The 20295-nt window shown below is 62.9% G+C and carries 19 protein-coding genes; all 19 read right to left on the reverse strand.

Going from position 1 to position 20295, the window contains the following annotated elements; genetic code table 11:
- Positions 1–8 precede the first annotated feature (8 nt).
- The 19 genes from proS to H4I97_RS09850 all read right to left on the reverse strand — a co-directional run bounded on the left by proS (position 9) and on the right by H4I97_RS09850 (position 20214).
- Positions 9–1331: a proline--tRNA ligase gene (gene proS, locus H4I97_RS09760; RefSeq protein WP_182304447.1), complete on the reverse strand. Its 1323-nt coding sequence runs from the start codon at positions 1329–1331 to the stop codon at positions 9–11.
- 545 nt (positions 1332–1876) lie between these two features.
- Positions 1877–2146, reverse strand: coding sequence for a DUF1467 family protein (locus H4I97_RS09765; protein ID WP_182304448.1), 270 nt, complete (start codon positions 2144–2146; stop codon positions 1877–1879).
- A gap of 155 nt (positions 2147–2301) precedes the next feature.
- Positions 2302–2706, reverse strand: a complete 405-nt coding sequence (mce, locus tag H4I97_RS09770; protein WP_182304449.1) for a methylmalonyl-CoA epimerase — start codon at positions 2704–2706, stop codon at positions 2302–2304.
- 79 nt (positions 2707–2785) lie between these two features.
- Positions 2786–4453 carry a ribonuclease J gene (locus tag H4I97_RS09775; protein ID WP_182304450.1) on the reverse strand — a complete coding sequence of 556 codons (1668 nt, stop codon included), beginning with the start codon at positions 4451–4453 and terminating at the stop codon, positions 2786–2788.
- Positions 4454–4470: 17 nt separating this feature from the next.
- Positions 4471–5238 carry a biotin--[acetyl-CoA-carboxylase] ligase gene (locus H4I97_RS09780; RefSeq protein ID WP_378143785.1) on the reverse strand — a complete coding sequence of 256 codons (768 nt, stop codon included), beginning with the start codon at positions 5236–5238 and terminating at the stop codon, positions 4471–4473.
- The gene (gene nuoN, locus H4I97_RS09785) at positions 5235–6680 is read right to left on the reverse strand and encodes an NADH-quinone oxidoreductase subunit NuoN (protein WP_182304452.1); all 1446 of its coding nucleotides are present in this window, start codon (positions 6678–6680) and stop codon (positions 5235–5237) included. The genes H4I97_RS09780 and nuoN overlap by 4 nt, the downstream gene beginning before the upstream one ends.
- Before the next feature lie 18 nt (positions 6681–6698).
- Positions 6699–8210, reverse strand: coding sequence for an NADH-quinone oxidoreductase subunit M (locus H4I97_RS09790; protein WP_182304453.1), 1512 nt, complete (start codon positions 8208–8210; stop codon positions 6699–6701).
- Entirely contained in the window at positions 8210–10201 is a 1992-nt protein-coding gene (gene nuoL / locus H4I97_RS09795; RefSeq protein ID WP_182304454.1) for an NADH-quinone oxidoreductase subunit L, read from the reverse strand. The genes H4I97_RS09790 and nuoL overlap by 1 nt, the downstream gene beginning before the upstream one ends.
- 7 nt (positions 10202–10208) lie before the next feature.
- Positions 10209–10517, reverse strand: coding sequence for an NADH-quinone oxidoreductase subunit NuoK (nuoK, locus tag H4I97_RS09800; protein WP_112687152.1), 309 nt, complete (start codon positions 10515–10517; stop codon positions 10209–10211).
- 28 nt (positions 10518–10545) lie between these two features.
- Positions 10546–11160: an NADH-quinone oxidoreductase subunit J gene (locus H4I97_RS09805; RefSeq protein WP_182304455.1), complete on the reverse strand. Its 615-nt coding sequence runs from the start codon at positions 11158–11160 to the stop codon at positions 10546–10548.
- 156 nt (positions 11161–11316) lie between these two features.
- Positions 11317–11808, reverse strand: coding sequence for an NADH-quinone oxidoreductase subunit NuoI (nuoI, locus tag H4I97_RS09810; RefSeq protein WP_112687148.1), 492 nt, complete (start codon positions 11806–11808; stop codon positions 11317–11319).
- Positions 11809–11847: 39 nt separating this feature from the next.
- Positions 11848–12891, reverse strand: coding sequence for an NADH-quinone oxidoreductase subunit NuoH (gene nuoH / locus H4I97_RS09815; protein WP_129331226.1), 1044 nt, complete (start codon positions 12889–12891; stop codon positions 11848–11850).
- A 12-nt stretch (positions 12892–12903) separates the two neighbouring features.
- Positions 12904–14985 (reverse strand): NADH-quinone oxidoreductase subunit NuoG, encoded by a 2082-nt coding sequence (gene nuoG, locus H4I97_RS09820; protein WP_182304456.1) that lies wholly within the window; start codon positions 14983–14985, stop codon positions 12904–12906.
- Between the two features lie 182 nt (positions 14986–15167).
- Entirely contained in the window at positions 15168–15872 is a 705-nt protein-coding gene (locus tag H4I97_RS09825) for an NADH-quinone oxidoreductase subunit E (protein WP_182304457.1), read from the reverse strand.
- A 13-nt stretch (positions 15873–15885) separates the two neighbouring features.
- Entirely contained in the window at positions 15886–17190 is a 1305-nt protein-coding gene (gene nuoF, locus H4I97_RS09830; RefSeq protein WP_182304458.1) for an NADH-quinone oxidoreductase subunit NuoF, read from the reverse strand.
- A gap of 11 nt (positions 17191–17201) precedes the next feature.
- Positions 17202–18368, reverse strand: a complete 1167-nt coding sequence (locus H4I97_RS09835; protein WP_182304459.1) for an NADH-quinone oxidoreductase subunit E — start codon at positions 18366–18368, stop codon at positions 17202–17204.
- Between the two features lie 18 nt (positions 18369–18386).
- Positions 18387–18629: a hypothetical protein gene (locus H4I97_RS09840; RefSeq protein WP_182304460.1), complete on the reverse strand. Its 243-nt coding sequence runs from the start codon at positions 18627–18629 to the stop codon at positions 18387–18389.
- A complete protein-coding gene (locus tag H4I97_RS09845) occupies positions 18629–19819 on the reverse strand; it encodes an NADH-quinone oxidoreductase subunit D (protein ID WP_182304461.1) in 1191 nt (396 codons plus the stop codon). Before H4I97_RS09845 ends, H4I97_RS09840 begins: the two co-directional genes overlap by 1 nt.
- A 56-nt stretch (positions 19820–19875) precedes the next feature.
- Entirely contained in the window at positions 19876–20214 is a 339-nt protein-coding gene (locus H4I97_RS09850) for a four helix bundle protein (protein WP_148155684.1), read from the reverse strand.
- Between the last annotated feature and the right edge of the window lie 81 nt (positions 20215–20295).

Genomic DNA, 20295 nt, shown 5'->3' on the forward strand with positions numbered 1-20295 from the left:
ACCGGCAATCAGCCGACCAGCTTGTTGATGGCTGCCTCGACCGTCATCGTTTCACGCGCGCCGGTCTTGCGGTCCTTGAGCTCGACCTCGCCGTTGGCGACCGAACGTGGGCCGGCAATGACCTGAACGGGAACGCCGATGAGATCCGCCGTGGCGAACTTGGTGCCGGCGCGATCGTCGGTGTCATCGAGCAGCACGTCCTTGCCGGCGTTCGAAAGCGCAGCGTAGATCGCGTCACAGGTGGCGTCGCAGGCCGCATCGCCGGCCTTCATGTTGATCACGACGGCATCAAAGGGCGCGACCGAGGCCGGCCAGATGATGCCGGTGTCGTCGTGCGAGGCTTCGATGATCGCCGGAACGAGGCGGGTCGGGCCGATGCCGTAGGATCCCATGTGAACGGTATGCTCCTTGCCGTCGGGGCCCTGAACCTTGGCGCCCATCGGCTCGGAATACTTGGTACCGAAGTAGAAAATATGGCCGACCTCGATACCGCGGGCGGAAAGGCGCTCACCTTCCGGAACGGCGGCAAAGGCCGCCTCGTCATGCATTTCGGAGGTGGCGGCGTAGAGCGAGGTCCACTTGTCGAAGATCGCCTGCAGGCCCCGCACATCGTCGAAGTCAGTGTCGGCGCCGGGAATGTCGAAGTCGACGAAATCCTTGTGGCAGAAGACCTCCGACTCGCCGGTCTCGGCGAGGATGATGAATTCGTGGCTGTGATTGCCGCCGATCGGGCCGGTATCGGCGCGCATCGGGATCGCCCGCAGCCCGAGCCGGTCGAAGGTGCGCAGATAGGCCGCGAACATCTTGTTGTAGGAGTGCACCGCCGCTTCCATGGTGAGGTCGAAGGAATAGGCGTCCTTCATCATGAACTCGCGCGAGCGCATGGTCCCGAAGCGAGGACGGATCTCGTCGCGGAACTTCAACTGGATATGGTAGAGGTTCAGCGGCAGGTCCTTGTAGGACTTGACGTAGGAGCGGAAGATATCGGTGACCATCTCCTCATTCGTCGGGCCATAGAGCATCGGCCGGTCCTGGCGGTCCTTGATGCGCAACATCTCCTTGCCGTAGTCGTCATAACGGCCGCTCTCCTGCCAGAGCTCTGCCGACTGCAGCGTCGGCATCAGGATTTCGATGGCGCCGGCGCGGTTCTGCTCCTCGCGGATGATCTTGTTGACCTTGTCGAGCACGCGCTTGCCCAGCGGCAGCCAGGAATAGATCCCCTGGCTCTGCTGGCGGACCATGCCCGCGCGCAGCATCAGGCGATGCGAGACGATCTCCGCTTCCTTGGGATTTTCCTTGAGGATGGGCATGAAGTAGCGTGACAGACGCATAACGAATTCCAGACAGGTAATGGCGCCCGCGCATTTTTCGCGGAATCAGCCGTGACAACGGTTGGTGTGGCTGCGTTCATAGCTGTTTCCGCAGGGGAAGAAAACCCGCAACCCGCCAGCCGCCCGACGTGCTTGCCGACAGGCACCCTCGCCCGTCACAGGCCCCGCCCGCGAGGCTTGCGCCGGTCGTCGCGAGGCCGATTTGGGGCTCTCGGCCTGCGACATTTGGACATCATCAAATTTTTTCGCGAACTGTAGCAAAAATACAAAAATTCGGCGTGACAACGTTTAAACTTTGGGCTAGCGTGAGCCCACAAAACAGGCAGGGAGCTTAAATTCTTGCCGTACTCGCGGTTAAATCTTGGGAGGATCAGATCTTTGGCGCGCTCGTTCGCTGCCCCGTAACAGGTTAAGGATCACGCGATACTTTCAAACAAGGTCATACGACCTTGTTTTTTTTTGCTTTCAGCACAGCAAGATCGAGTCGGGCACGGCCGAAAGCCTGCCCACGGCGGGTGTCAAGATCACCTCGGACGGACGTCCCCTCACTCGAAGCGCGGCATGATCTGCGGCAGGCTGTCGACACTGATGCCGAAATAGGTCGAGGCGATGAACCAGGCCGCATAAATAGCACCCGAGATGACCGTCGTCAGCAGGACGACCCGCCCCCCGCGGAACCGCGCCGGCGCGCTGCCGACGCTGCCCGGCACCACGTCCTTCTCCTCGTCCTGCGTCTTCAGACCGATCGGCAAAACGGCGAACAGGGTGATCCACCAGATGATGAAGTAGACGGCAAAGGACGAGAGAAAGGGCATGTCGAGAACTCCGGGACACCCGCCCGGGTGTCGTCATTTTTCCAGCCGCGGCACGCCGCGTCGGCACCTTATAGCCGAACCGGCAGCGTGCACAAACCCCGCCCCCGACGATCGCCGAAACAAGCCGCTCTCGCCGTCCCGCGACGATGCAGGGATCAGAGCTGTTCGAGCTCGATCAGCGTTCCGTTGAAATCCTTGGGATGCAGGAAGAGCACCGGCTTGCCGTGTGCGCCGGTCTTCGGCTCGCCGCTGCCGAGCACGCGCGCACCCTTTTCCGTCAGCCGGTCGCGAGCGACGAGAATGTCATCGACCTCGTAGCAGATGTGGTGCATGCCGCCGGAAGGGTTCTTGGCGAGGAAGGCCGCGATCGGCGAGTCGGTGCCGAGCGGTTCGAGAAGCTCGATCTTGGTGTTCGGCAGTTTCACGAAGACGACCGTGACGCCATGCTCCGGCAGCGATTGAGGCGCAGAGACGGCGGCGCCCAGCGTATCGCGATAGGAAGCCGTCGCGGCCTCAAGATCCGGTACGGCGATGGCGACATGATTGACCCGTCCAAGCATGGAACACTCCCCTAGCGGCCGAACGACACAACGGGTTCGAATGCGGCGGACCCTATACCGAGAACCGCTCGTCCGTCACTCAGACTTTCGTCACGAAAACCGTCACCACCGGCTTCTTGCCCCAGGCCTCGTTGGCGGCGGCACGGACGGCGCGACGGATACTCTCGCGCACGAGTTCCAGGTCCTTGCGCCGCACCCGCGGAATGCTCTCGACCGCACCGAGAATGGCGTCATAGAGGGCGTCCTCCATGTCCTCGCCCTCCTCGTCGACTTCCGGCAGCCCGCAGGCGACGACATCCGGATCGCCAAGGAAATCGTAACGGCTGTCGAGCAGCACATTGACCGAGACATGGCCGACATAGGAGAGCTTGCGGCGCTCGCCGATCCCCATCTCCTCGAAATCGCCGACGAGCTTGCCGTCCTTGTAGACGCGGCCGAACGGCGCACGGTCGATCACCTCGGCCGGACCGGGTGCCAGGCGCAGGATGTCGCCGTTGCGCACCTTCGGAACGGTGTTGACGCCGGCCTGCTGCGCGAGTTCCGCCTGCGCGGTCAGATGTGCCGCCTCTCCGTGCACCGGCACGACCATTTGCGGCCGCGTCCATTCGTACATCTGCAGAAGCTCGTTGCGCCGCGGATGGCCGGAGACATGCACCAGCGCCTCGCTGTCGGTGACGATATGCAGGCCCTGGTCGACCAGGCCGTTCTTGATGTCCTGGATCGCCTTCTCGTTGCCCGGGATCGTGCGCGAGGAAAAGACGACCGTGTCACCTGCTGCGAAGGCGACGTTGCGCATCTCGTCACGGGCGATCTTGGCGAGCGCTGCCCGCGGTTCGCCCTGACTGCCGGTCAGGATAACGACCACCTTGTCGCGCGGAATGTAGCCGAACTCGTCTTCTGCGATGAACGGCTTCACACCTTCCATCAGCCCGACATCGGCAGCGACGGCAACGACGCGCTTCAGCGAACTGCCGAGCAGGAGAACCTCGCGGCCGGCCGCCTCCGCGGCCTGCGCAATCGAGCGGATGCGCCCGACATTCGACGAGAAGGTGGTGATCGCGACACGGCCTTCCGCCGTCTCGATAATCTGGCGCAGACCGTCGGACACCTGCTGCTCGGACGGAGACACGCCATCACGCATGGCGTTGGTGCTGTCGCACATCAGCGCCAGCACGCCCTCGTCGCCAAGCTCGCGGAAACGCGTTTCGTCGGTCAGCGGCCCGAGCGAGGGCGCATGGTCGATCTTCCAGTCGCCGGTGTGGATCACGTTGCCGAGCGGCGTGCGGATCACCAGCGACATCGGTTCGGGAATGGAGTGGTTGACGCCGACCGCCTCGATGCTGAACGGCCCGACATTGATCCGGTCGCCCGCCTTGAACGGGGTCACCGGAATGTCGGCGCGCCCACCCTCGTAGTCGCGCTTGGCTTCCAGCATACCGGCGGTGAAGCCCGAGGCGTAGACCGGAACGTTGAGGCCCGGCCAGACGTCGTTCAGACCGCCGTAGTGGTCCTCATGGGCATGGGTGATGATGATGGCCTTGAGATTGCGCTTCTGCGCCTCGACAAAGCGGATGTCGGGCAGCACGAGGTCGACGCCCGGCAGATCCGGCCCGGGGAAGGTCACCCCGCAGTCGACCATGATCCATTGGCGGTTCGACGGCGTTCCATAGCCGTATAGTGCGAGGTTCATGCCGATCTCGCCGACGCCGCCGAGCGGCAGGAACACCAATTCTTCTTTCTTTGCCATTCTTCCCTTGTACCAGTTCAACCAAAGAACACATCACCGGCCGCGATCGCCATCTGCCCTTCCGGGCCGCGATCGAGCAGGAGATAGCCTTTATCATCAATTCCTGCAAAGTAACCGGAAATCGACCGGTCCGGCAGGTTGACCGTTATTTTTTCGCCGATGCCGCAGGCGTGCCGGCGCCAGCGTTCGACGACCGCTGCCGTTCCTCGCCCCGCGTCCCAGAGGTTCAGCACCGCGGCCATGGACGAGAACAATCTGGCGAAGAGTTCTTCCGGCGAACCCGACACGCCGTGCTCCGAAAGCGAGGTGACGGGATAGGCCGTACCCTCCGGTTTCCGGATCATGTTGATGCCGATGCCGATCGCAATGGCGTGCCGGCCGTCCGGCATCGCCTCCCCTTCCAGAAGGATGCCGCAGGTCTTCGCCCGGCCGATCAGGATGTCGTTCGGCCACTTGATCTCGAGCGGCGGCGCGTCGCTCGGCAGTACGGCGCGGATCGCGTCGTGCACGGCAAGCGCAACGGCGAGCGGCAGCGAGGAGATGTGCTCCATCGGCGCCGCATCGACCAGCAGCAGCGACGCGTAGAGGTTTCCTGGTTCGGAGACCCATGCCCTGCCGCGGCGGCCGCGACCGCCCGTCTGGCTTTCGGCCGTCAGCCACAGAAAACCGGAATCGCCCGCGCGAGCGCGGGCGAGACATTCACTGTTGGTGGAGGCGAGGACGCGATGCGCCTCGTGCCGGAAGTCGTCGACCGACAACCGGCGGCCCGTGCCGCGGCCGCTCAATAGAAGAGGGTCTTGGCTGCGGCCTCGGCCATGACGTCGAGCGGACCACCGACCAGCAGATAGCCGACGACGAAGAGGCCGGACAGACCGAAGACCAGGCGAAGTTCGCCGGCGATGCGGGTGAACTCGACCTTCGCGTCATCGAACCACATGACCTTCACGACGCGCAGGTAATAGTAGGCACCGACGACCGACGAGAGCACGCCGATGATGGCGAGGCCGTAGAGCTGCGCCTCGACGGCTGCGACGAAGACGAAGTACTTCGCGAAGAAGCCGGCGAGCGGCGGGATGCCGGCGAGCGAGAACATCAGCGCACTCAGCACCACGGCCATGAACGGCTTGGTGGTGGAAAGGCCGGCGAGATCGTCGACGTTCTCGACATTGCCGCCTTCCTTGACGCGCATCGCCATGATGCAGGCGAAGGTGCCGAGCGTGGTGATCAGATAGATCGCCAGGTAGATGATGACGCCCGTGACGCCCGTCTTCGAACCGGCAGCAAGGCCGACGAGCGCGTAGCCCATGTGGCCGATCGAGGAATAGGCCATCAGTCGCTTGATGTTGCGCTGGCCGATCGCGGCGAACGAGCCGAGCAGCATCGAGGCGATCGAGATGAAGACGACAACCTGCTGCCATTCGACGAAGATCGGCTGGAAGGCGCCGATCACGAGGCGGACGAAGATCGCCATCGCACCGATCTTCGGGGCGGCGGCGAGGAAGGCGGTGACCGGTGTCGGCGCACCTTCGTAGACGTCCGGCGTCCACATGTGGAACGGAACGGCGGAAATCTTGAACGCGAGTCCGGCGAGGATGAAGACGAGGCCGAAGATAAGGCCGAGCTGCGGCTTGCCCGCCATCAGGACCTTGGCGATCTCGTCGAAGCCGGTGTTGCCGGTGAAACCGTAGACGAGCGACATGCCGTAGAGCAGCATGCCGGACGACAGTGCGCCGAGAACGAAGTACTTCAGACCGGCTTCCGTGGAACGCAGGCTGTCACGGTTGATCGCGGCGACGACGTAGAGTGCCAGCGACTGCAGTTCCAGCGACAGATAGAGCGAGATGAGATCGTTTGCCGAAATCATCAGCATGATGCCCAGCGTCGCCAGCACCAAGAGGACCGGGAATTCGAAACGATCGAGGTGGTCGAAGCGGGCATGGCCGACCGCCATGATCATCGCCGTCACCGAACCGATCAGCGCGAGAACCTTCATGAAGCGGGCATAGCCATCCGCCAGATAGGCACCGCCGAAGGCGGAACCTTCCCCGGGTATCAGCACCATCCACAGGCCCGAGGCGATCAGCAGCGCCACGGCAAGTCCGGTCACCGTCGGCGTGGACTTGTCTCCGGAGAATACGCCAACCATCAGCAGCACCAGGGCACCGACCGCGAGGATCAGTTCCGGTGTGACGAGATGCAGGCTTGCAACGAGTGTTTCAGCGTTCATGTCCAAAGGGTCCTGTCGTCAATTCACCGTGAGCGCAACGTTTTGCGCCGCCTGCAATGCAGCCGAATAGTTGTTCACCAGAAGCTCGACCGAAGCGGCCGTGGCATCGAAGATCGGAGCCGGATAGACGCCGAAGAAGATGGTGAGCGCAATCAGCGGATAGAGAATGAACTTCTCGCGGAGCGAGAGGTCGAGCATGGCCTTCAGGCTTTCCTTCTCGAGCGCGCCGAACACGACCCGGCGATAGAGCCAGAGCGCGTAGGCGGCCGAGAGGATGACGCCGGTCGCGGCGAAGAGCGCAACCCAGGTATTGGCGCGGAAGACGCCGATCAGGGTCAGGAACTCGCCGATGAAGCCGGATGTGCCCGGAAGGCCGACATTCGCCATGGTGAAGACCATGAAGGCGACGGCGTATTTCGGCATGTTGTTCACAAGGCCACCATAGGCCGCGATCTCGCGGGTATGCAGGCGGTCGTAGATCACGCCGACGCAGAAGAAGAGAGCGGCCGACACGAAGCCGTGGCTCAGCATCTGGAAGATCGCGCCCTGCACGCCCTGCATGTTCGCCGCAAACGTACCCATGGTGACATAGCCCATGTGCGCGATCGACGAGTATGCGATCAGCTTCTTCATGTCCTCCTGCATCATCGCCACCAGCGAGGTGTAAATGATCGCGATCACCGACATGGTGTAGACGAGCGGCGCAAAATAGTCGGACGCCAGCGGGAACATCGGCAGCGAGAAGCGCAGGAGACCGTAGCCGCCGAGCTTCAGCAGGATGCCCGCAAGGATCATCGAGCCGGCCGTCGGTGCCTGCACGTGCGCATCCGGAAGCCATGTGTGAACCGGCCACATCGGCATCTTCACCGCGAAGGAGGCGAAGAAGGCGAGCCATAGCCAGGTTTGCATCTGCGCCGGGAACTTGTGGGCGAGGAGCTGCGGGATGTCGGTCGTGCCGGCATCCCAGTACATCGCCATGATGGCGATCAGCATCAGCACCGAGCCGGCGAGCGTGTAGAGGAAGAACTTGTAGGACGCGTAGACGCGATCCTTGCCACCCCAGACGCCGATGATGATGAACATCGGGATCAGGCCTGCCTCGAAGTAGACGTAGAACAGCACGATGTCGAGCGCCACGAAAACCCCGATCATCAGGGTTTCGAGGAGCAGGAACGCAATCATGTAGTCCTTCAGGCGCTTCTCGACCGAGACCCAGCTCGCAAGGATGCAGAAGGGCATGAGCAGCGTCGTCAGGATGACGAACAGCATCGAGATGCCGTCGACGCCGACGTGATACGAGATGCCGGTTCCGAGCCAGGCGTGCTTTTCCACCATCTGGAAGCCGGGGTTCGAGTTGTCGAAGCCGATCCAGATGAAGAGCGAGACGACGAAGGTGAAGACCGTCGTCAGCAGCGCCACGTTACGGATATTGCGGCGGCCGAGCGCCGTATCCTCCCGGGTCAGCAGGAGAAGCGCCACGCCGACCAGCGGCAGGAAGGTGACCGTTGTAAGAATGGGCCAATCGGTCATCAGAAGGAACTCCCGAGCATCATCCAGGTAATGAGGGCCGCAACGCCGATCAGCATCGCGAAGGCATAGTGATAGAGGTAGCCAGACTGCAGGCGGACGACCTTCTGGGTCACGTCGACGACGGCCGCGGCGACGCCGTTCGGGCCGTAGGTATCGATGACGCCGACGTCACCCTTCTTCCACAGGAAGCGGCCGAGGGTCTTGGCCGAGCGGACGAAGAGAAGATCGTGGAGCTCGTCGAAGTACCACTTGTTGAGCAGGAACTGGTAGAGCACACGGTGCTGTTCGGCCAGGACCTTCGGGGTCGAGGGCGACTTGATGTACATGTACCAGGCCGTCACGAAACCGGTCAGCATCGCAACGAACGGGCTCCACTTCACCCAGGTCGGGACGCCATGGAACTGTTCAAGGATCTCGTTCTCCGGCAGGGTGAAGAGCGCACCCTTCCAGAACTCGCCGTATTCGTGGCCGAAGAAGTAGCCTTCGAAGGCGAGACCGGCGAAGACCGCACCGATCGCCAGAAGCGCGAGCGGCACCAGCATCACCATCGGTGATTCATGCACATGGTGCATGACGTCGGCGGATGCCCGCGGCTTGCCGAAGAAGGTGAGGAAGGCAAGACGCCAGGAATAGAAGCTGGTGAACAGCGCCGCGATAACGAGCAGCGTGAAGGCGAAGCCCGAGATCGCCGAATGCGAGGCATAGGCCGACTCGATGATGACATCCTTCGAGAAGAAGCCGGCGAAACCGATCATCGTTCCCGGGATGCCGACGCCGGTCAGCGCCAGCGTACCGATGGTCATCGCCCAGAAGGTGAGCGGAATGTGCTTCCGGAGGCCGCCCATGTAGCGCATGTCCTGCTCGCCGTCGACGGCATGGATGACCGAGCCGGCGCCGAGGAAGAGCAGTGCCTTGAAGAAGGCGTGCGTGAACAGGTGGAAGATCGCCGCGCCATAGGCGCCGACGCCGAGCGCCACGAACATGTAGCCGAGCTGCGAACAGGTCGAATAGGCGATGACGCGTTTGATATCGTTCTGCACGAGGCCGACGGTCGCCGCGAAGAAGGCGGTGATCGCACCGATCAGCGTGACGAAGGTCAGCGCGTCCGGCGAGAGTTCGAAGAGCGGCGACATGCGGGCGACGAGGAAGACGCCGGCGGTGACCATGGTGGCCGCGTGGATGAGGGCCGAAACCGGGGTCGGGCCTTCCATCGCGTCCGGCAGCCAGGTGTGCAGCAGGAACTGCGCCGACTTGCCCATCGCGCCCATGAAGAGCAGCAGGCAGACGGCGGTCATCGCATTTGCCTTGTCGAGGCTCATGCCGAAGAGATTGATGACGGCGTCGCCTTCCGCACCCTCGGCCGGCAGATAGCTCTGCGCAGCGGCGAAGATGGTCTCGAAGTTGATCGAGCCGAAGAGCACGAAGATGCCGGCGATGCCGAGGATGAAGCCGAAGTCACCGACGCGGTTGACGATGAAGGCCTTCATGGCCGCGGCGCAGGCCGACGGCTTCTTGAACCAGAAGCCGATGAGCAGGTAGGAGGCAAGACCGACGCCTTCCCAGCCGAAGAACATCTGCAGGAGGTTGTCGGAGGTCACCAGCATCAGCATGGCGAAGGTGAACAGCGACAGATAGGAGAAGAAGCGCGGCCGGTCCGGATCGTGGTGCATGTAGCCGATCGAGTAGACGTGGACCAGCGTCGAGACGCTGTTGACGACGACCAGCATGACCGCGGTCAGCGTGTCGATCCTGAGCGACCATTCGACGTCGATGCCGCCGGACTGGATCCAGCGCAGCACCGAGACCTTGATGACCTCGTGCCCCTCGCCGAAGCCGACGTTGACGAAGACGACCCACGACAGAACCGCCGTGACGATCATCAGGCCGCTGGTGATGTATTCGGAGGCCTTGGCGCCGATCTGGCGACCGAGCAGGCCGGCGATCAGGGCGCCGATCAGCGGAAGAAAGACGATAGCCTTATATAAAATCATAGCCTTATCAGCCCTTCATCATATTGATGTCTTCAACGGCGATGGAGCCGCGATTGCGGTAGAAGACAACGAGAATAGCAAGACCGATCGCCGCTTCCGCCGCAGCGACGGTCAGGATGAACAGGGCGAAGACCTGGCCGACCATGTCGTTGAGGAAGGCGGAGAACGCCACCATGTTCAGGTTGACCGCGAGCAGGATGAGCTCGATCGACATGAGAATGACGATGACGTTCTTGCGGTTGAGGAAGATGCCAAACACGCCGAGGGTGAAGAGAATGGCACTGACCGTCAGGTAATGGGAAAGACCGATTTCCATATTTTCTGTTCCTTGACCTCGTGCTGCCTCAGACGCCCTGCCCCGGCTTGACCTTGACCACCTTGACGGCGGTCGCGGGCGTGCGGGCAACCTGTCTGGAAATATCCTGCCGCTTGATGTTGGTGCGGTGGCGCAGCGTCAGCACGATTGCGCCGATCATCGCCACCAGCAGCACCAGGCCGGCGATCTGGAAGAAGTAGACGTAATTCGTATAGAGCACATCGCCGAGGGCCGCGGTGTTCTGGCGTTCGGCAAGGGCCGGGATCGGCATGGTCACCGCGTTCATCGCTTCCGGCGAGATGACGCTGCCGCCGATGACGAACACCAGTTCCGCCGCCACGACCACACCGATGAGCGTGGCGATCGGCGCATATTTCAGCGCTCCGGACCTGAGCTCGGCGAAGTCGATGTCGAGCATCATGACGACGAAGAGGAAGAGCACCGCCACGGCGCCGACATAAACCACCAGCAGGATCATCGCCAGGAATTCCGCGCCCGTCAGGAGGAACAGGCCGGCGGCGTTAACGAAGGTCAGGATGAGGAACAGAACCGAGTGGACCGGGTTCCTCGCCGAGATCACCATGAACGCCGAAGCCACGGCGACAAAGGCAAAGAGATAGAAAAAAAGAGCCTGAAGACCCATGTTGGTGCCTTTTCATCTTCCCCGGGACGCGCGTCCGCGCCGCCGTCCGATGGGACGCTGCCGGTAATCCCCTACCGGCTGGACGCCCCTGTTCAAAACTCATGTGCCGTGGCGGCCCCGCTTGCCGGCGCCGCCTTCGGTCGATGTCCCCGCCGATCAGCGGTACGGAGCATCCAGCGCGATGTTGCGCGCGATTTCCCGTTCCCAGCGATCGCCGTTGTCCAGCAGTCGCGCCTTGTCGAAATAGAGTTCTTCGCGCGTCTCGGTGGCGAACTCGAAGTTCGGCCCCTCGACGATCGCCTCGACCGGGCACGCTTCCTGACAGAAGCCGCAATAGATGCACTTCACCATGTCGATGTCGTAGCGCACCGTGCGGCGGGTGCCGTCATTGCGGCGCGGGCCGGCCTCGATGGTGATTGCCTGGGCCGGACAGATCGCCTCGCAGAGCTTGCAGGCGATGCAGCGTTCTTCGCCGTTCGGGTAGCGGCGCAGCGCATGCTCGCCACGGAAGCGCGGCGACAGCGGCCCCTTCTCGAAGGGATAGTTGATCGTGGCCTTGGGTGCGAAGAAGTAGCGCATCGACAGGAAGAAGGCGCCGACGAACTCCTTCAGGAACAGGGAATTGATAGCCTGGGAGAGACCAGCCATCTTAACCTCCAAATCTGCCGAGGGACGGAACGGACATCATCATGCCCATCCCATCAGCTTCAGCACGAATGCAACGATGACGACCATGGCGAGCGAGAGCGGCAGGAACACCTTCCAGCCGAGACGCATCAGTTGGTCGTAGCGGTAGCGCGGCACGAAGGCCTTCACCATCGCGAACATGAAGAACACCATCGACGCCTTGAGCACGAACCAGACGATGCCGGGCACCCAGTTGAGGATGGCGATATCGACCGGCGGCAGCCAGCCACCGAGGAACAGGATCGTCGTCAGCGCACACATCAGGACGATGGCGGCATATTCGCCGAGCATGAACATCATGTACGGGGTCGAGCCGTATTCGACCATGAAGCCGGCGACCAGTTCCGATTCCGCTTCCGGCAGGTCGAAGGGCGGGCGGTTCGTCTCGGCGAGCGCCGAGATGAAGAAGACGATGAACATCGGGAACAGCGCCAGCCAGTGCCAGTCGAGGAAGGAGCTCGGCATGCCGAGCATGGTGCCAATACCGTCCTTCTGGGCATAGACGATGTCCGAGAGATTGAGCGAACCGACGCAAAGCAGGACGGTGACGATCACGAAGCCGATCGAGACTTCATAAGACACCATCTGCGCTGCCGAGCGCAGCGCGCCGAGGAACGGATACTTCGAGTTCGAAGCCCAGCCGCCCATGATGATGCCGTAGACTTCGAGCGAGGAGATCGCGAAGACGTAGAGGATGCCGACATTGATGTTGGCGATCACCCAGCCGTCGGCGAGCGGCACGACCGCCCAGGTGGCGAGTGCCAGCATCACGGCAACGAGCGGCGCGAGTAGGAAAACGCCCTTGTTGGAGCCGGCCGGAATGACCGGTTCCTTGAAGACGAATTTCAGCAGGTCGGCGAAGGACTGGAAGAGACCCCACGGACCGACGACGTTCGGACCGCGGCGCATCTGCACGGCTGCCCAGATCTTGCGGTCGGCAAGCAGGACATAGGCAATGAACAGCAGCAGGGCGACCAGCAGCAGCAGCGACTGGGCGATCATGATGGCCGCCGGCCAGACATAGGTTGAAACGAAAGAATCCATGTTCCCCTGCCCTTACTCTGCCGCAGCCTTGAAATTGTTGCGGGCCAATGCCGAGCATTCGGCCATCACGGCCGAAGCACGCGCGATCGGGTTCGTCAAATAGAAGTCTTTGATCGGTGACGCAAACCCGGATTTGGTCATCTGCCCGGCTTTTTTCGCAAGCGCGGCAATTTCGTCACCCGAACCTGTCGCGATCTCGTCAATCTCGGCGAAATGCGGGTAAGCGGCATGGAGCTTGGCGCGAAGGGCCTGCAGTGAGTCGAACGGCAGCTTCTTGCCGAGCACGTCGGAAAGGGCGCGGATGATGGCCCAGTCCTCGCGGGCCTCGCCCGGCGCGAAGCCGGCGCGGTTGCCCATTTGGACGCGACCCTCGGTGTTGACCCAGATGCCGGACTTTTCCGTATAGGCGGCACCCGGCAGGATGACGTCGGCGCTGTGTGCACCGGCATCGCCGTGGCTGCCGATATAGACGGTGAACGTCGACCCCTTCTTGCCGAAGTCGAGCTCGTCGGCGCCGAGCAGGAAGAGCACGTCCATCGAGCCCAGCATGGCGACGGCGGACGTACCGTTCGCACCCGGCACGAAGCCGAGGTCGAGGCCACCGACGCGAGCGGCAGCGGTGTGCAGGACGGAAAGGCCGTTCCATTCCGGCGAGACGGCTCCGACGGCGGTCGCGAGCTTTGCGACGTTTGCGAGGACGGCGGCACCGTCTTCACCGGCGAGAGCCCCCTGCCCTACGATGATCATCGGGGCCTTGGCATTTTTCAGCGCATCGACGAAGGCGCCCTTGCCGGCGACGAGGTCGGCGAGCGTCTCGGAGCCTGCACCGAGGTAGTCGTACTGGTAGCGCAGTTCGCCGGCTTCCCCGATCACGCCAATCGGGAAGCCGCCGCGGCGCCAGCGCTTGCGGATGCGGGCGTTGAGGACAGCCGCTTCGAAGCGCGGATTGGCGCCGACGATGAGCAGCGCGTCAGCAGCTTCGATGCCTTCGATCGTCGGGTTGAAGATATAGGTTGAGCGGCCGAGCGACGGATCGAGGGCGGCACCGTCCTGGCGACAATCGAGATTGGTCGAGCCGAGAGAGGTAACGAGCTCCTTCAACGCGTACATTTCCTCGACCGATGCGAGATCGCCGGCGATCGCGCCGATCTTGTCGGCGGTGGTCGCGGCAACGGCGGCCTTGACAGCGGCAAATGCCTCGCTCCAGGTCGCCAGCTGAAGGCGGCCGTCACGGCGGACATAGGGCCGGTCGAGGCGCTGGGTCTTCAGGCCGTCCCAGATGAAGCGGCTCTTGTCGGAAATCCACTCTTCGTTGATCGCCTCGTTGACGCGCGGCATGATGCGCATGACTTCGCGACCGCGGGTGTCGACGCGGATGGCCGAGCCGAGCGCGTCCATGACGTCGATCGATTCGGTCTTGCCGAGTTCCCACGGACGGGCGGTGAAGGAGAACGGCTTCGAGGTCAGTGCGCCGACCGGGCAGAGATCAATGACGTTGCCCTGCAACTCAGAGGTCATCGCCTGCTCGAGATAGGTGGTGATCTCGGCATCCTCGCCACGGCCGATCAGGCCGAGTTCGGCGATGCCGGCGACTTCGGTGGTGAAGCGGACGCAGCGCGTGCAGTGGATGCAGCGGTTCATCACGGTCTTGACGAGCGGGCCGATATACTTGTCCTCGACGGCGCGCTTGTTTTCCGTATAGCGCGAGCTGTCGACGCCGAAGGCCATCGCCTGGTCCTGCAGGTCGCATTCGCCGCCCTGGTCGCAGATCGGGCAATCGAGCGGATGGTTGATCAGCAGGAACTCCATCACGCCTTCGCGGGCCTTCTTGACCATCGGCGTGTTGGTGAAGACTTCCGGCAGCTCGCCGTTCGGGCCGCCGCGGATATCGCGCACGCCCATGGCGCAGGAGGCCGCCGGCTTCGGCGGGCCGCCCTTCACCTCGACGAGGCACATACGGCAATTGCCGGCAACCGACAGCCGTTCATGGAAACAAAAGCGCGGGACTTCGGCGCCGGCTTCCTCGCACGCCTGCAGCAGCGTGAAATGATCCGGGACTTCGATCTCTTTACCGTCGACTTTCAGCTTTGCCATATTCGCCTTCCTGCCTCACGCATAGTGCGCATTGCACCGCAGCTTTCGCAGCGGCAAGCGGAACCGGCCAACCTGCATTGGCTCGTCCCCGCCGTTTAATTCCTCTCCCCGACTCCGCTTGACGAAGCCGAAGATATTGACCTTCGCAAACCGCGGACCGCCCTGCAGGGTCGTCCCGATTCCTATTTCCTGCCCCGCGCCAACTTGCGGGCTTGACCTGCCCAGTCGTCGCGGACGGCGCGGCCGTCCAGACCGATCGCCTGATCGAGCGCTTCGAGATCCGCAGCATCGAGCGCTGCGAGATCCGCAAAAAGCCGAATGCCGCGACCGTTCAGCACCTGCTCGAGCTTCGGGCCGATGCCTTCGATCCGCTTCAGGTCGTCGACCTTGCCCTTCGCCTTTGTCGGCCTTGCGGCCGCCGCCGGCTTCTCCGCAGCCGCCACCTTGCCGGTGTCGGAGGACTTAACCGCCGTCGCCTTGCGCGCAGCAGGCCTCGCCTGTGTGGTTCCAGTCTTTGCCGACGCAGTCGTGGGCCGCGGCGCACGCTTCGGCACGGCACCCTGTGCGGCGGTCGCGGGCTCGAGCGGGGCATCCGCAACTGCGGCACCGCCGGAGACTTCGTCGGCCCCCGCCTTTTCTTCATCGAGCCGACGCGCCAGCTTGTCGGTCACCTCCAGAGCGCCCTGCAGCGAACCGAGGAATGCGCTCGCCATCTGGGTCGCGAAACCGAAGCCGACCGCCGTCATCGCGGCAAGTGTTGCGGCGGGATGGGCCATCAGCGGGTGTAGCGGCAGACCGGATGCTTCCGGCGCGGCATCGAATGCACGGCCGAAGTCGGCCGGCTTCGCCGCAACTCCCTCCCGTGTCTGGTCCTTTGCCTTCGCCATCGTCCGGTTGTCCTTACTCGGCGGCTTCCATCACGACGCCATGCGCCATGGCGTTGCGGGTGTACTGGTCGATGCGGGCTTCCATTTCCGGGCGGAAATGCTTGATGAGGCCCTGGATCGGCCAGGCGGCGGCGTCGCCGAGCGCACAGATGGTGTGCCCCTCGACCTGCTTGGTCACCTGGAAGAGCATGTCGATCTCGCGCTTCTGCGCGTTGCCCTTCACCATGCGTTCCATGACGCGCATCATCCAGCCGGTGCCTTCGCGGCAGGGCGTGCACTGGCCGCAGCTCTCGTGCTTGTAGAAGGCCGAGAGACGCCAGATGGCCTTCACGATGTCGGTCGACTTGTCCATGACGATGACCGCTGCCGTGCCGAGCGAGGAGCCGACTTCGCGCAGGCCGTCATAGTCCATGATGGCGTCCTTCATCTGGGCGCCCGGTACGCAAGGTACCGAGGAACCGCCCGGGATGACGGCGAGAAGATTGTCCCAGCCGCCGCGGATGCCGCCGCAATGCTTCTCGATCAGCTCGTGGAACGGGATCGACATCGAGTCCTCGACCGTGCACGGCTTGTTGACGTGACCGGAGATCGAATAGAGCTTGGTGCCGGTATTGTTCGGACGGCCGAAGCTGGAATACCAACCCGCGCCACGGCGCAGGATGGTCGGCGTCACGGCGATCGACTCGACGTTGTTGACCGTCGTCGGACAGCCGTACAAACCCATGTTCGCCGGGAACGGCGGCTTCAGGCGCGGCTGGCCCTTCTTGCCTTCCAGGCTTTCGAGCAGCGCGGTTTCCTCGCCGCAGATATAGGCGCCGGCGCCGTGATGGACGACGATGTCGATGTCGTAGCCGAGCTTGTTGTTCTTGCCGAGCAACCCGTATTCATAGCACTCGTCGATCGCCGCCTGCAGCGCCTCACGCTCGCGCATGAACTCGCCACGGACGTAGATGAACGCATGGTGGGCGCCCATGGCAAAGGAGGCGACAACGCAGCCTTCGATCAGCGTATGCGGATCGTGGCGCATGATGTCGCGGTCCTTGCAGGTGCCGGGCTCCGATTCGTCGGCATTGACCACGAGGTAATGCGGGCGGCCGTCGCTTTCCTTCGGCATGAAGGACCACTTGAGGCCGGTCGGGAAGCCCGCACCGCCGCGGCCGCGCAAGCCGGACGCCTTCACCTCGTTGATGATCCAGTCACGGCCCTTTTCGAGCAGCTGCTTGGTGCCATCCCAATGGCCACGGCTCATGGCGCCCTTCAGGGACTTGTCCTTGAGGCCGTAGATGTTGGTAAAGATGCGATCCTGATCCTTCAACATATTCTAACCTCTTACCGCGGCTTCTTGCCGAAGACCTTGATGTATTCGGCCTCGCCACCCTTGGCGAGCGCCTTGGCCTGCTTGACCCAGTCGTCCCGCTCGATGCGGCCGCCGAACTTCAGATAGCCGTCGACCCATTCGCGTTCTGCTTTCTTCCATGAGGCGATCTGCGCGAACGTGTAGATGCCGAGCTCGTGGAGAAGGGCCTCGATCTTCGGTCCGACGCCGGAGATCATCTTCAGATCATCCGGCGTGGCCGGCTTCTCGATGCCGGACGGACGGTTCTTGTCGTCCCGGGAGATCTCATCGACTGGTCCCTTGCCGGCGGCATCGGCCGCGGCAGTTTCGGAGATGACTTCCTTGATCTCGTCGCTCGCCGGCGTTGCGCGCTTGCGGGCCGGTTTCACTTCCGGACCGCCCGGAACCGCAGTCTTGCCGTTGGCGGGCGTACGGGCCGCCGGATTGGTCTCGTCAGCCGACTCGTCCACCCTGCCGGCATTCGCCGGCGGAACGTAAACGGTCTCTTCGCCGGCAGGCGCCGCCTTCGCCGTCGTCTTCTTGGCGGAGGACGCGTCGACCAGCGTGGTCGGGCCGCCGACCGGCGCCGAGTAGATGCGGTCGACTTGAGGGCCCGGCGTCACCTCGGCACCCCTGCCCGCCTCGAAGCGGTCGATGATGTCTTCGAGCTGCTCCGGCGTCAGGTCCTCGTAGCTGTCCTTGAAGATCATCACCATCGGTGCGTTGACGCAGGCGCCCTGACACTCGACCTCTTCCCACGACAGCGTGCCGTCGGCGTTGAGCTCGAAGGGATCGTGATGGATCTTGTGCTTGCAGACCTCGATCAGGCCCTCGGCGCCGCGCAGCATGCAGGGCGTCGTGCCGCAGACCTGGATGTGGGCGCGGGTACCGACCGGCTTCAGCTGGAACTGGGTGTAGAAGGTCGCCACTTCCAGCACGCGGATATAAGGCATCGCGAGCATGTCGGCGACGTGTTCGATCGCCGCGCGCGTCACCCATCCTTCCTGTTCCTGCGCCCGCATGAGCAGCGGGATGACCGCCGATTGCTGGCGGCCTTCAGGATATTTGCGAATGGTCTTCCCGGCCCAGGCCGCATTCTCCTCGTTGAAGGAGAAGCTGGCGGGCTGGACGCGATCTTCGGCTAGTCGACGAACGGACATTCTTCCTCACGCCTTGTCTCAGTTTATGGATCCACACCTGGAATTCTGCAGAGATGCGAATTCACAGGCATAGGCCGAGTTCTCTTTCTGCAGGAACACGATGAACTTGGAGCCGTTTGGGACGGCTGTCTTGATCTCGTATCCCTGCTTGATGAGTTCCGCCATGGTCGTCGACGAGCCCTTCGACGAGACGGCCGCATCCTGGGCGAAGACGCCCGGAGCAACGGCCAGAAGAGCAAGCGTCAACAAACCGCGGCGCATTACCGGTCCACCTCTCCGAACACGATGTCGAGCGAGCCGAGGACCGCCGAAACGTCGGCGAGCTGGTGGCCACGGCAAATGAAATCCATCGCCTGCAGGTGGGCATAACCCGGAGCGCGGATCTTGCAGCGGTACGGCTTGTTGGAGCCGTCGGAGACGAGATAGACGCCGAACTCGCCCTTCGGCGCTTCGACCGCGGCGTAAACCTCGCCTTCCGGAACGTGGTAGCCTTCGGTGTAGAGCTTGAAATGGTGGATGAGGGCTTCCATCGACCGCTTCATCTCGCCGCGCTTCGGCGGCACGACCTTGCCGTCGAGCGAGGAGACCGGGCCGGTCTTGGCGTCGCCAAGCAGGCGATTGACGCACTGCTTCATGATCTTCACCGATTCACGCATCTCGAACATGCGGATCAGGTAACGGTCGTAGCAGTCGCCGTTCTTGCCGACCATCAGGTCGAAGTCGAGATCGGCGTAGCACTCGTAGGGCTGCGACTTGCGCAGGTCCCAGGCGGCACCGGAGCCGCGGACCATGACGCCGGAGAAGCCCCAGGCCCATGCATCCTCGAGGCTGACGACGCCGATGTCGACGTTACGCTGCTTGAAGATGCGGTTGTCGGTCAGCAGGCCTTCGATGTCGTCGCAAACTTTCAGGAACGGATCGCACCAGGCGCCGATGTCCTCGACGAGCTTCTGCGGCAGGTCCTGATGAACGCCGCCGGGACGGAAATAGGCGGCGTGCATGCGCGAGCCCGAAGCGCGCTCGTAGAACACCATCAGCTTCTCGCGTTCCTCGAAGCCCCAGAGCGGAGGCGTCAGCGCGCCGACGTCCATCGCCTGCGTCGTGACGTTCAGCAGGTGCGACAGGATACGACCGATTTCCGAGTAGAGGACGCGGATCAGCTGGCCGCGGATCGGAATCTCGAGGCCGAGCAGCTTTTCGACCGCCAGCGAATAGGCATGCTCCTGATTCATCGGCGCGACGTAATCGAGCCGGTCGAAATAGGGCAGCGCCTGCAGGTAGGTCTTGGTCTCGATCAGCTTCTCGGTGCCGCGATGCAGGAGGCCGATATGCGGGTCGACGCGCTCGACGATTTCACCGTCGAGCTCGAGAACCAGGCGCAGAACGCCGTGCGCGGCCGGATGCTGCGGGCCGAAGTTGATGTTGAAGTTGCGGACGTTGTGTTCAGTCATTGCGATTCGCTCCGCGCATCGAGGCACTAGCCAATAGGCAGTAGCCAGTAGGGCGTCTATTCACTCGTGCGACCATTCCGTTCATCCTGCAAGCTGCGGATCAGCGACCTCAGCATTTTCCCGACCTCTTCGCTGATTGCCATCGCCTTCGACACCCGGTCTTGCGACGTCAACCCGATACGCGAGCTCAGAAGAATATGCGTTTCCAACTCCTTGAGCGATCCTTGAGCGATTTTCAGGTGCTGGACGTAAGAGCCTGCACCATCCCGACCGTATCCTTCCGCTATGTTGGCGGGCACCGAGGCGGCAGCCCTCCTCACCTGCGACGTCAGTCCGTAAACCTCTTCGCGCGGAAAATACTTCGTCAGCTCATAGCTCTCTACCGCCAGATCCATGGCGCGTTGCCACACCTTCAGATCCTGGTAGGAGTTGATAGCCGTCTGATGTCTCCCTTTCCTACTGCCTAGTGGCTATTG

The sequence above is a fragment of the Ciceribacter thiooxidans genome, assembly GCF_014126615.1.
In the GTDB taxonomy this organism is placed as follows: domain Bacteria; phylum Pseudomonadota; class Alphaproteobacteria; order Rhizobiales; family Rhizobiaceae; genus Allorhizobium; species Allorhizobium thiooxidans.

Bases quoted from the DNA above. Each gene is read 5' to 3' on its own strand.
- H4I97_RS09835 (WP_182304459.1), bottom strand. From the start codon at position 18,368: ATGTCCGTTCGTCGACTAGCCGAAGATCGCGTCCAGCCCGCCAGCTTC.
- H4I97_RS09790 (WP_182304453.1), bottom strand. From the start codon at position 8,210: ATGACCGATTGGCCCATTCTTACAACGGTCACCTTCCTGCCGCTGGTC.
- nuoL (WP_182304454.1), bottom strand. From the start codon at position 10,201: ATGATTTTATATAAGGCTATCGTCTTTCTTCCGCTGATCGGCGCCCTG.
- nuoG (WP_182304456.1), bottom strand. From the start codon at position 14,985: ATGGCAAAGCTGAAAGTCGACGGTAAAGAGATCGAAGTCCCGGATCAT.
- nuoH (WP_129331226.1), bottom strand. From the start codon at position 12,891: ATGGATTCTTTCGTTTCAACCTATGTCTGGCCGGCGGCCATCATGATC.
- nuoN (WP_182304452.1), bottom strand. From the start codon at position 6,680: ATGAACGCTGAAACACTCGTTGCAAGCCTGCATCTCGTCACACCGGAA.
- H4I97_RS09805 (WP_182304455.1), bottom strand. From the start codon at position 11,160: ATGGGTCTTCAGGCTCTTTTTTTCTATCTCTTTGCCTTTGTCGCCGTG.
- nuoK (WP_112687152.1), bottom strand. From the start codon at position 10,517: ATGGAAATCGGTCTTTCCCATTACCTGACGGTCAGTGCCATTCTCTTC.
- H4I97_RS09850 (WP_148155684.1), bottom strand. From the start codon at position 20,214: ATGGATCTGGCGGTAGAGAGCTATGAGCTGACGAAGTATTTTCCGCGC.
- mce (WP_182304449.1), bottom strand. From the start codon at position 2,706: ATGCTTGGACGGGTCAATCATGTCGCCATCGCCGTACCGGATCTTGAG.
- H4I97_RS09825 (WP_182304457.1), bottom strand. From the start codon at position 15,872: ATGGCGAAGGCAAAGGACCAGACACGGGAGGGAGTTGCGGCGAAGCCG.
- proS (WP_182304447.1), bottom strand. From the start codon at position 1,331: ATGCGTCTGTCACGCTACTTCATGCCCATCCTCAAGGAAAATCCCAAG.
- H4I97_RS09775 (WP_182304450.1), bottom strand. From the start codon at position 4,453: ATGGCAAAGAAAGAAGAATTGGTGTTCCTGCCGCTCGGCGGCGTCGGC.
- nuoF (WP_182304458.1), bottom strand. From the start codon at position 17,190: ATGTTGAAGGATCAGGATCGCATCTTTACCAACATCTACGGCCTCAAG.
- nuoI (WP_112687148.1), bottom strand. From the start codon at position 11,808: ATGGCTGGTCTCTCCCAGGCTATCAATTCCCTGTTCCTGAAGGAGTTC.
- H4I97_RS09845 (WP_182304461.1), bottom strand. From the start codon at position 19,819: ATGACTGAACACAACGTCCGCAACTTCAACATCAACTTCGGCCCGCAG.
- H4I97_RS09840 (WP_182304460.1), bottom strand. From the start codon at position 18,629: ATGCGCCGCGGTTTGTTGACGCTTGCTCTTCTGGCCGTTGCTCCGGGC.
- H4I97_RS09765 (WP_182304448.1), bottom strand. From the start codon at position 2,146: ATGCCCTTTCTCTCGTCCTTTGCCGTCTACTTCATCATCTGGTGGATC.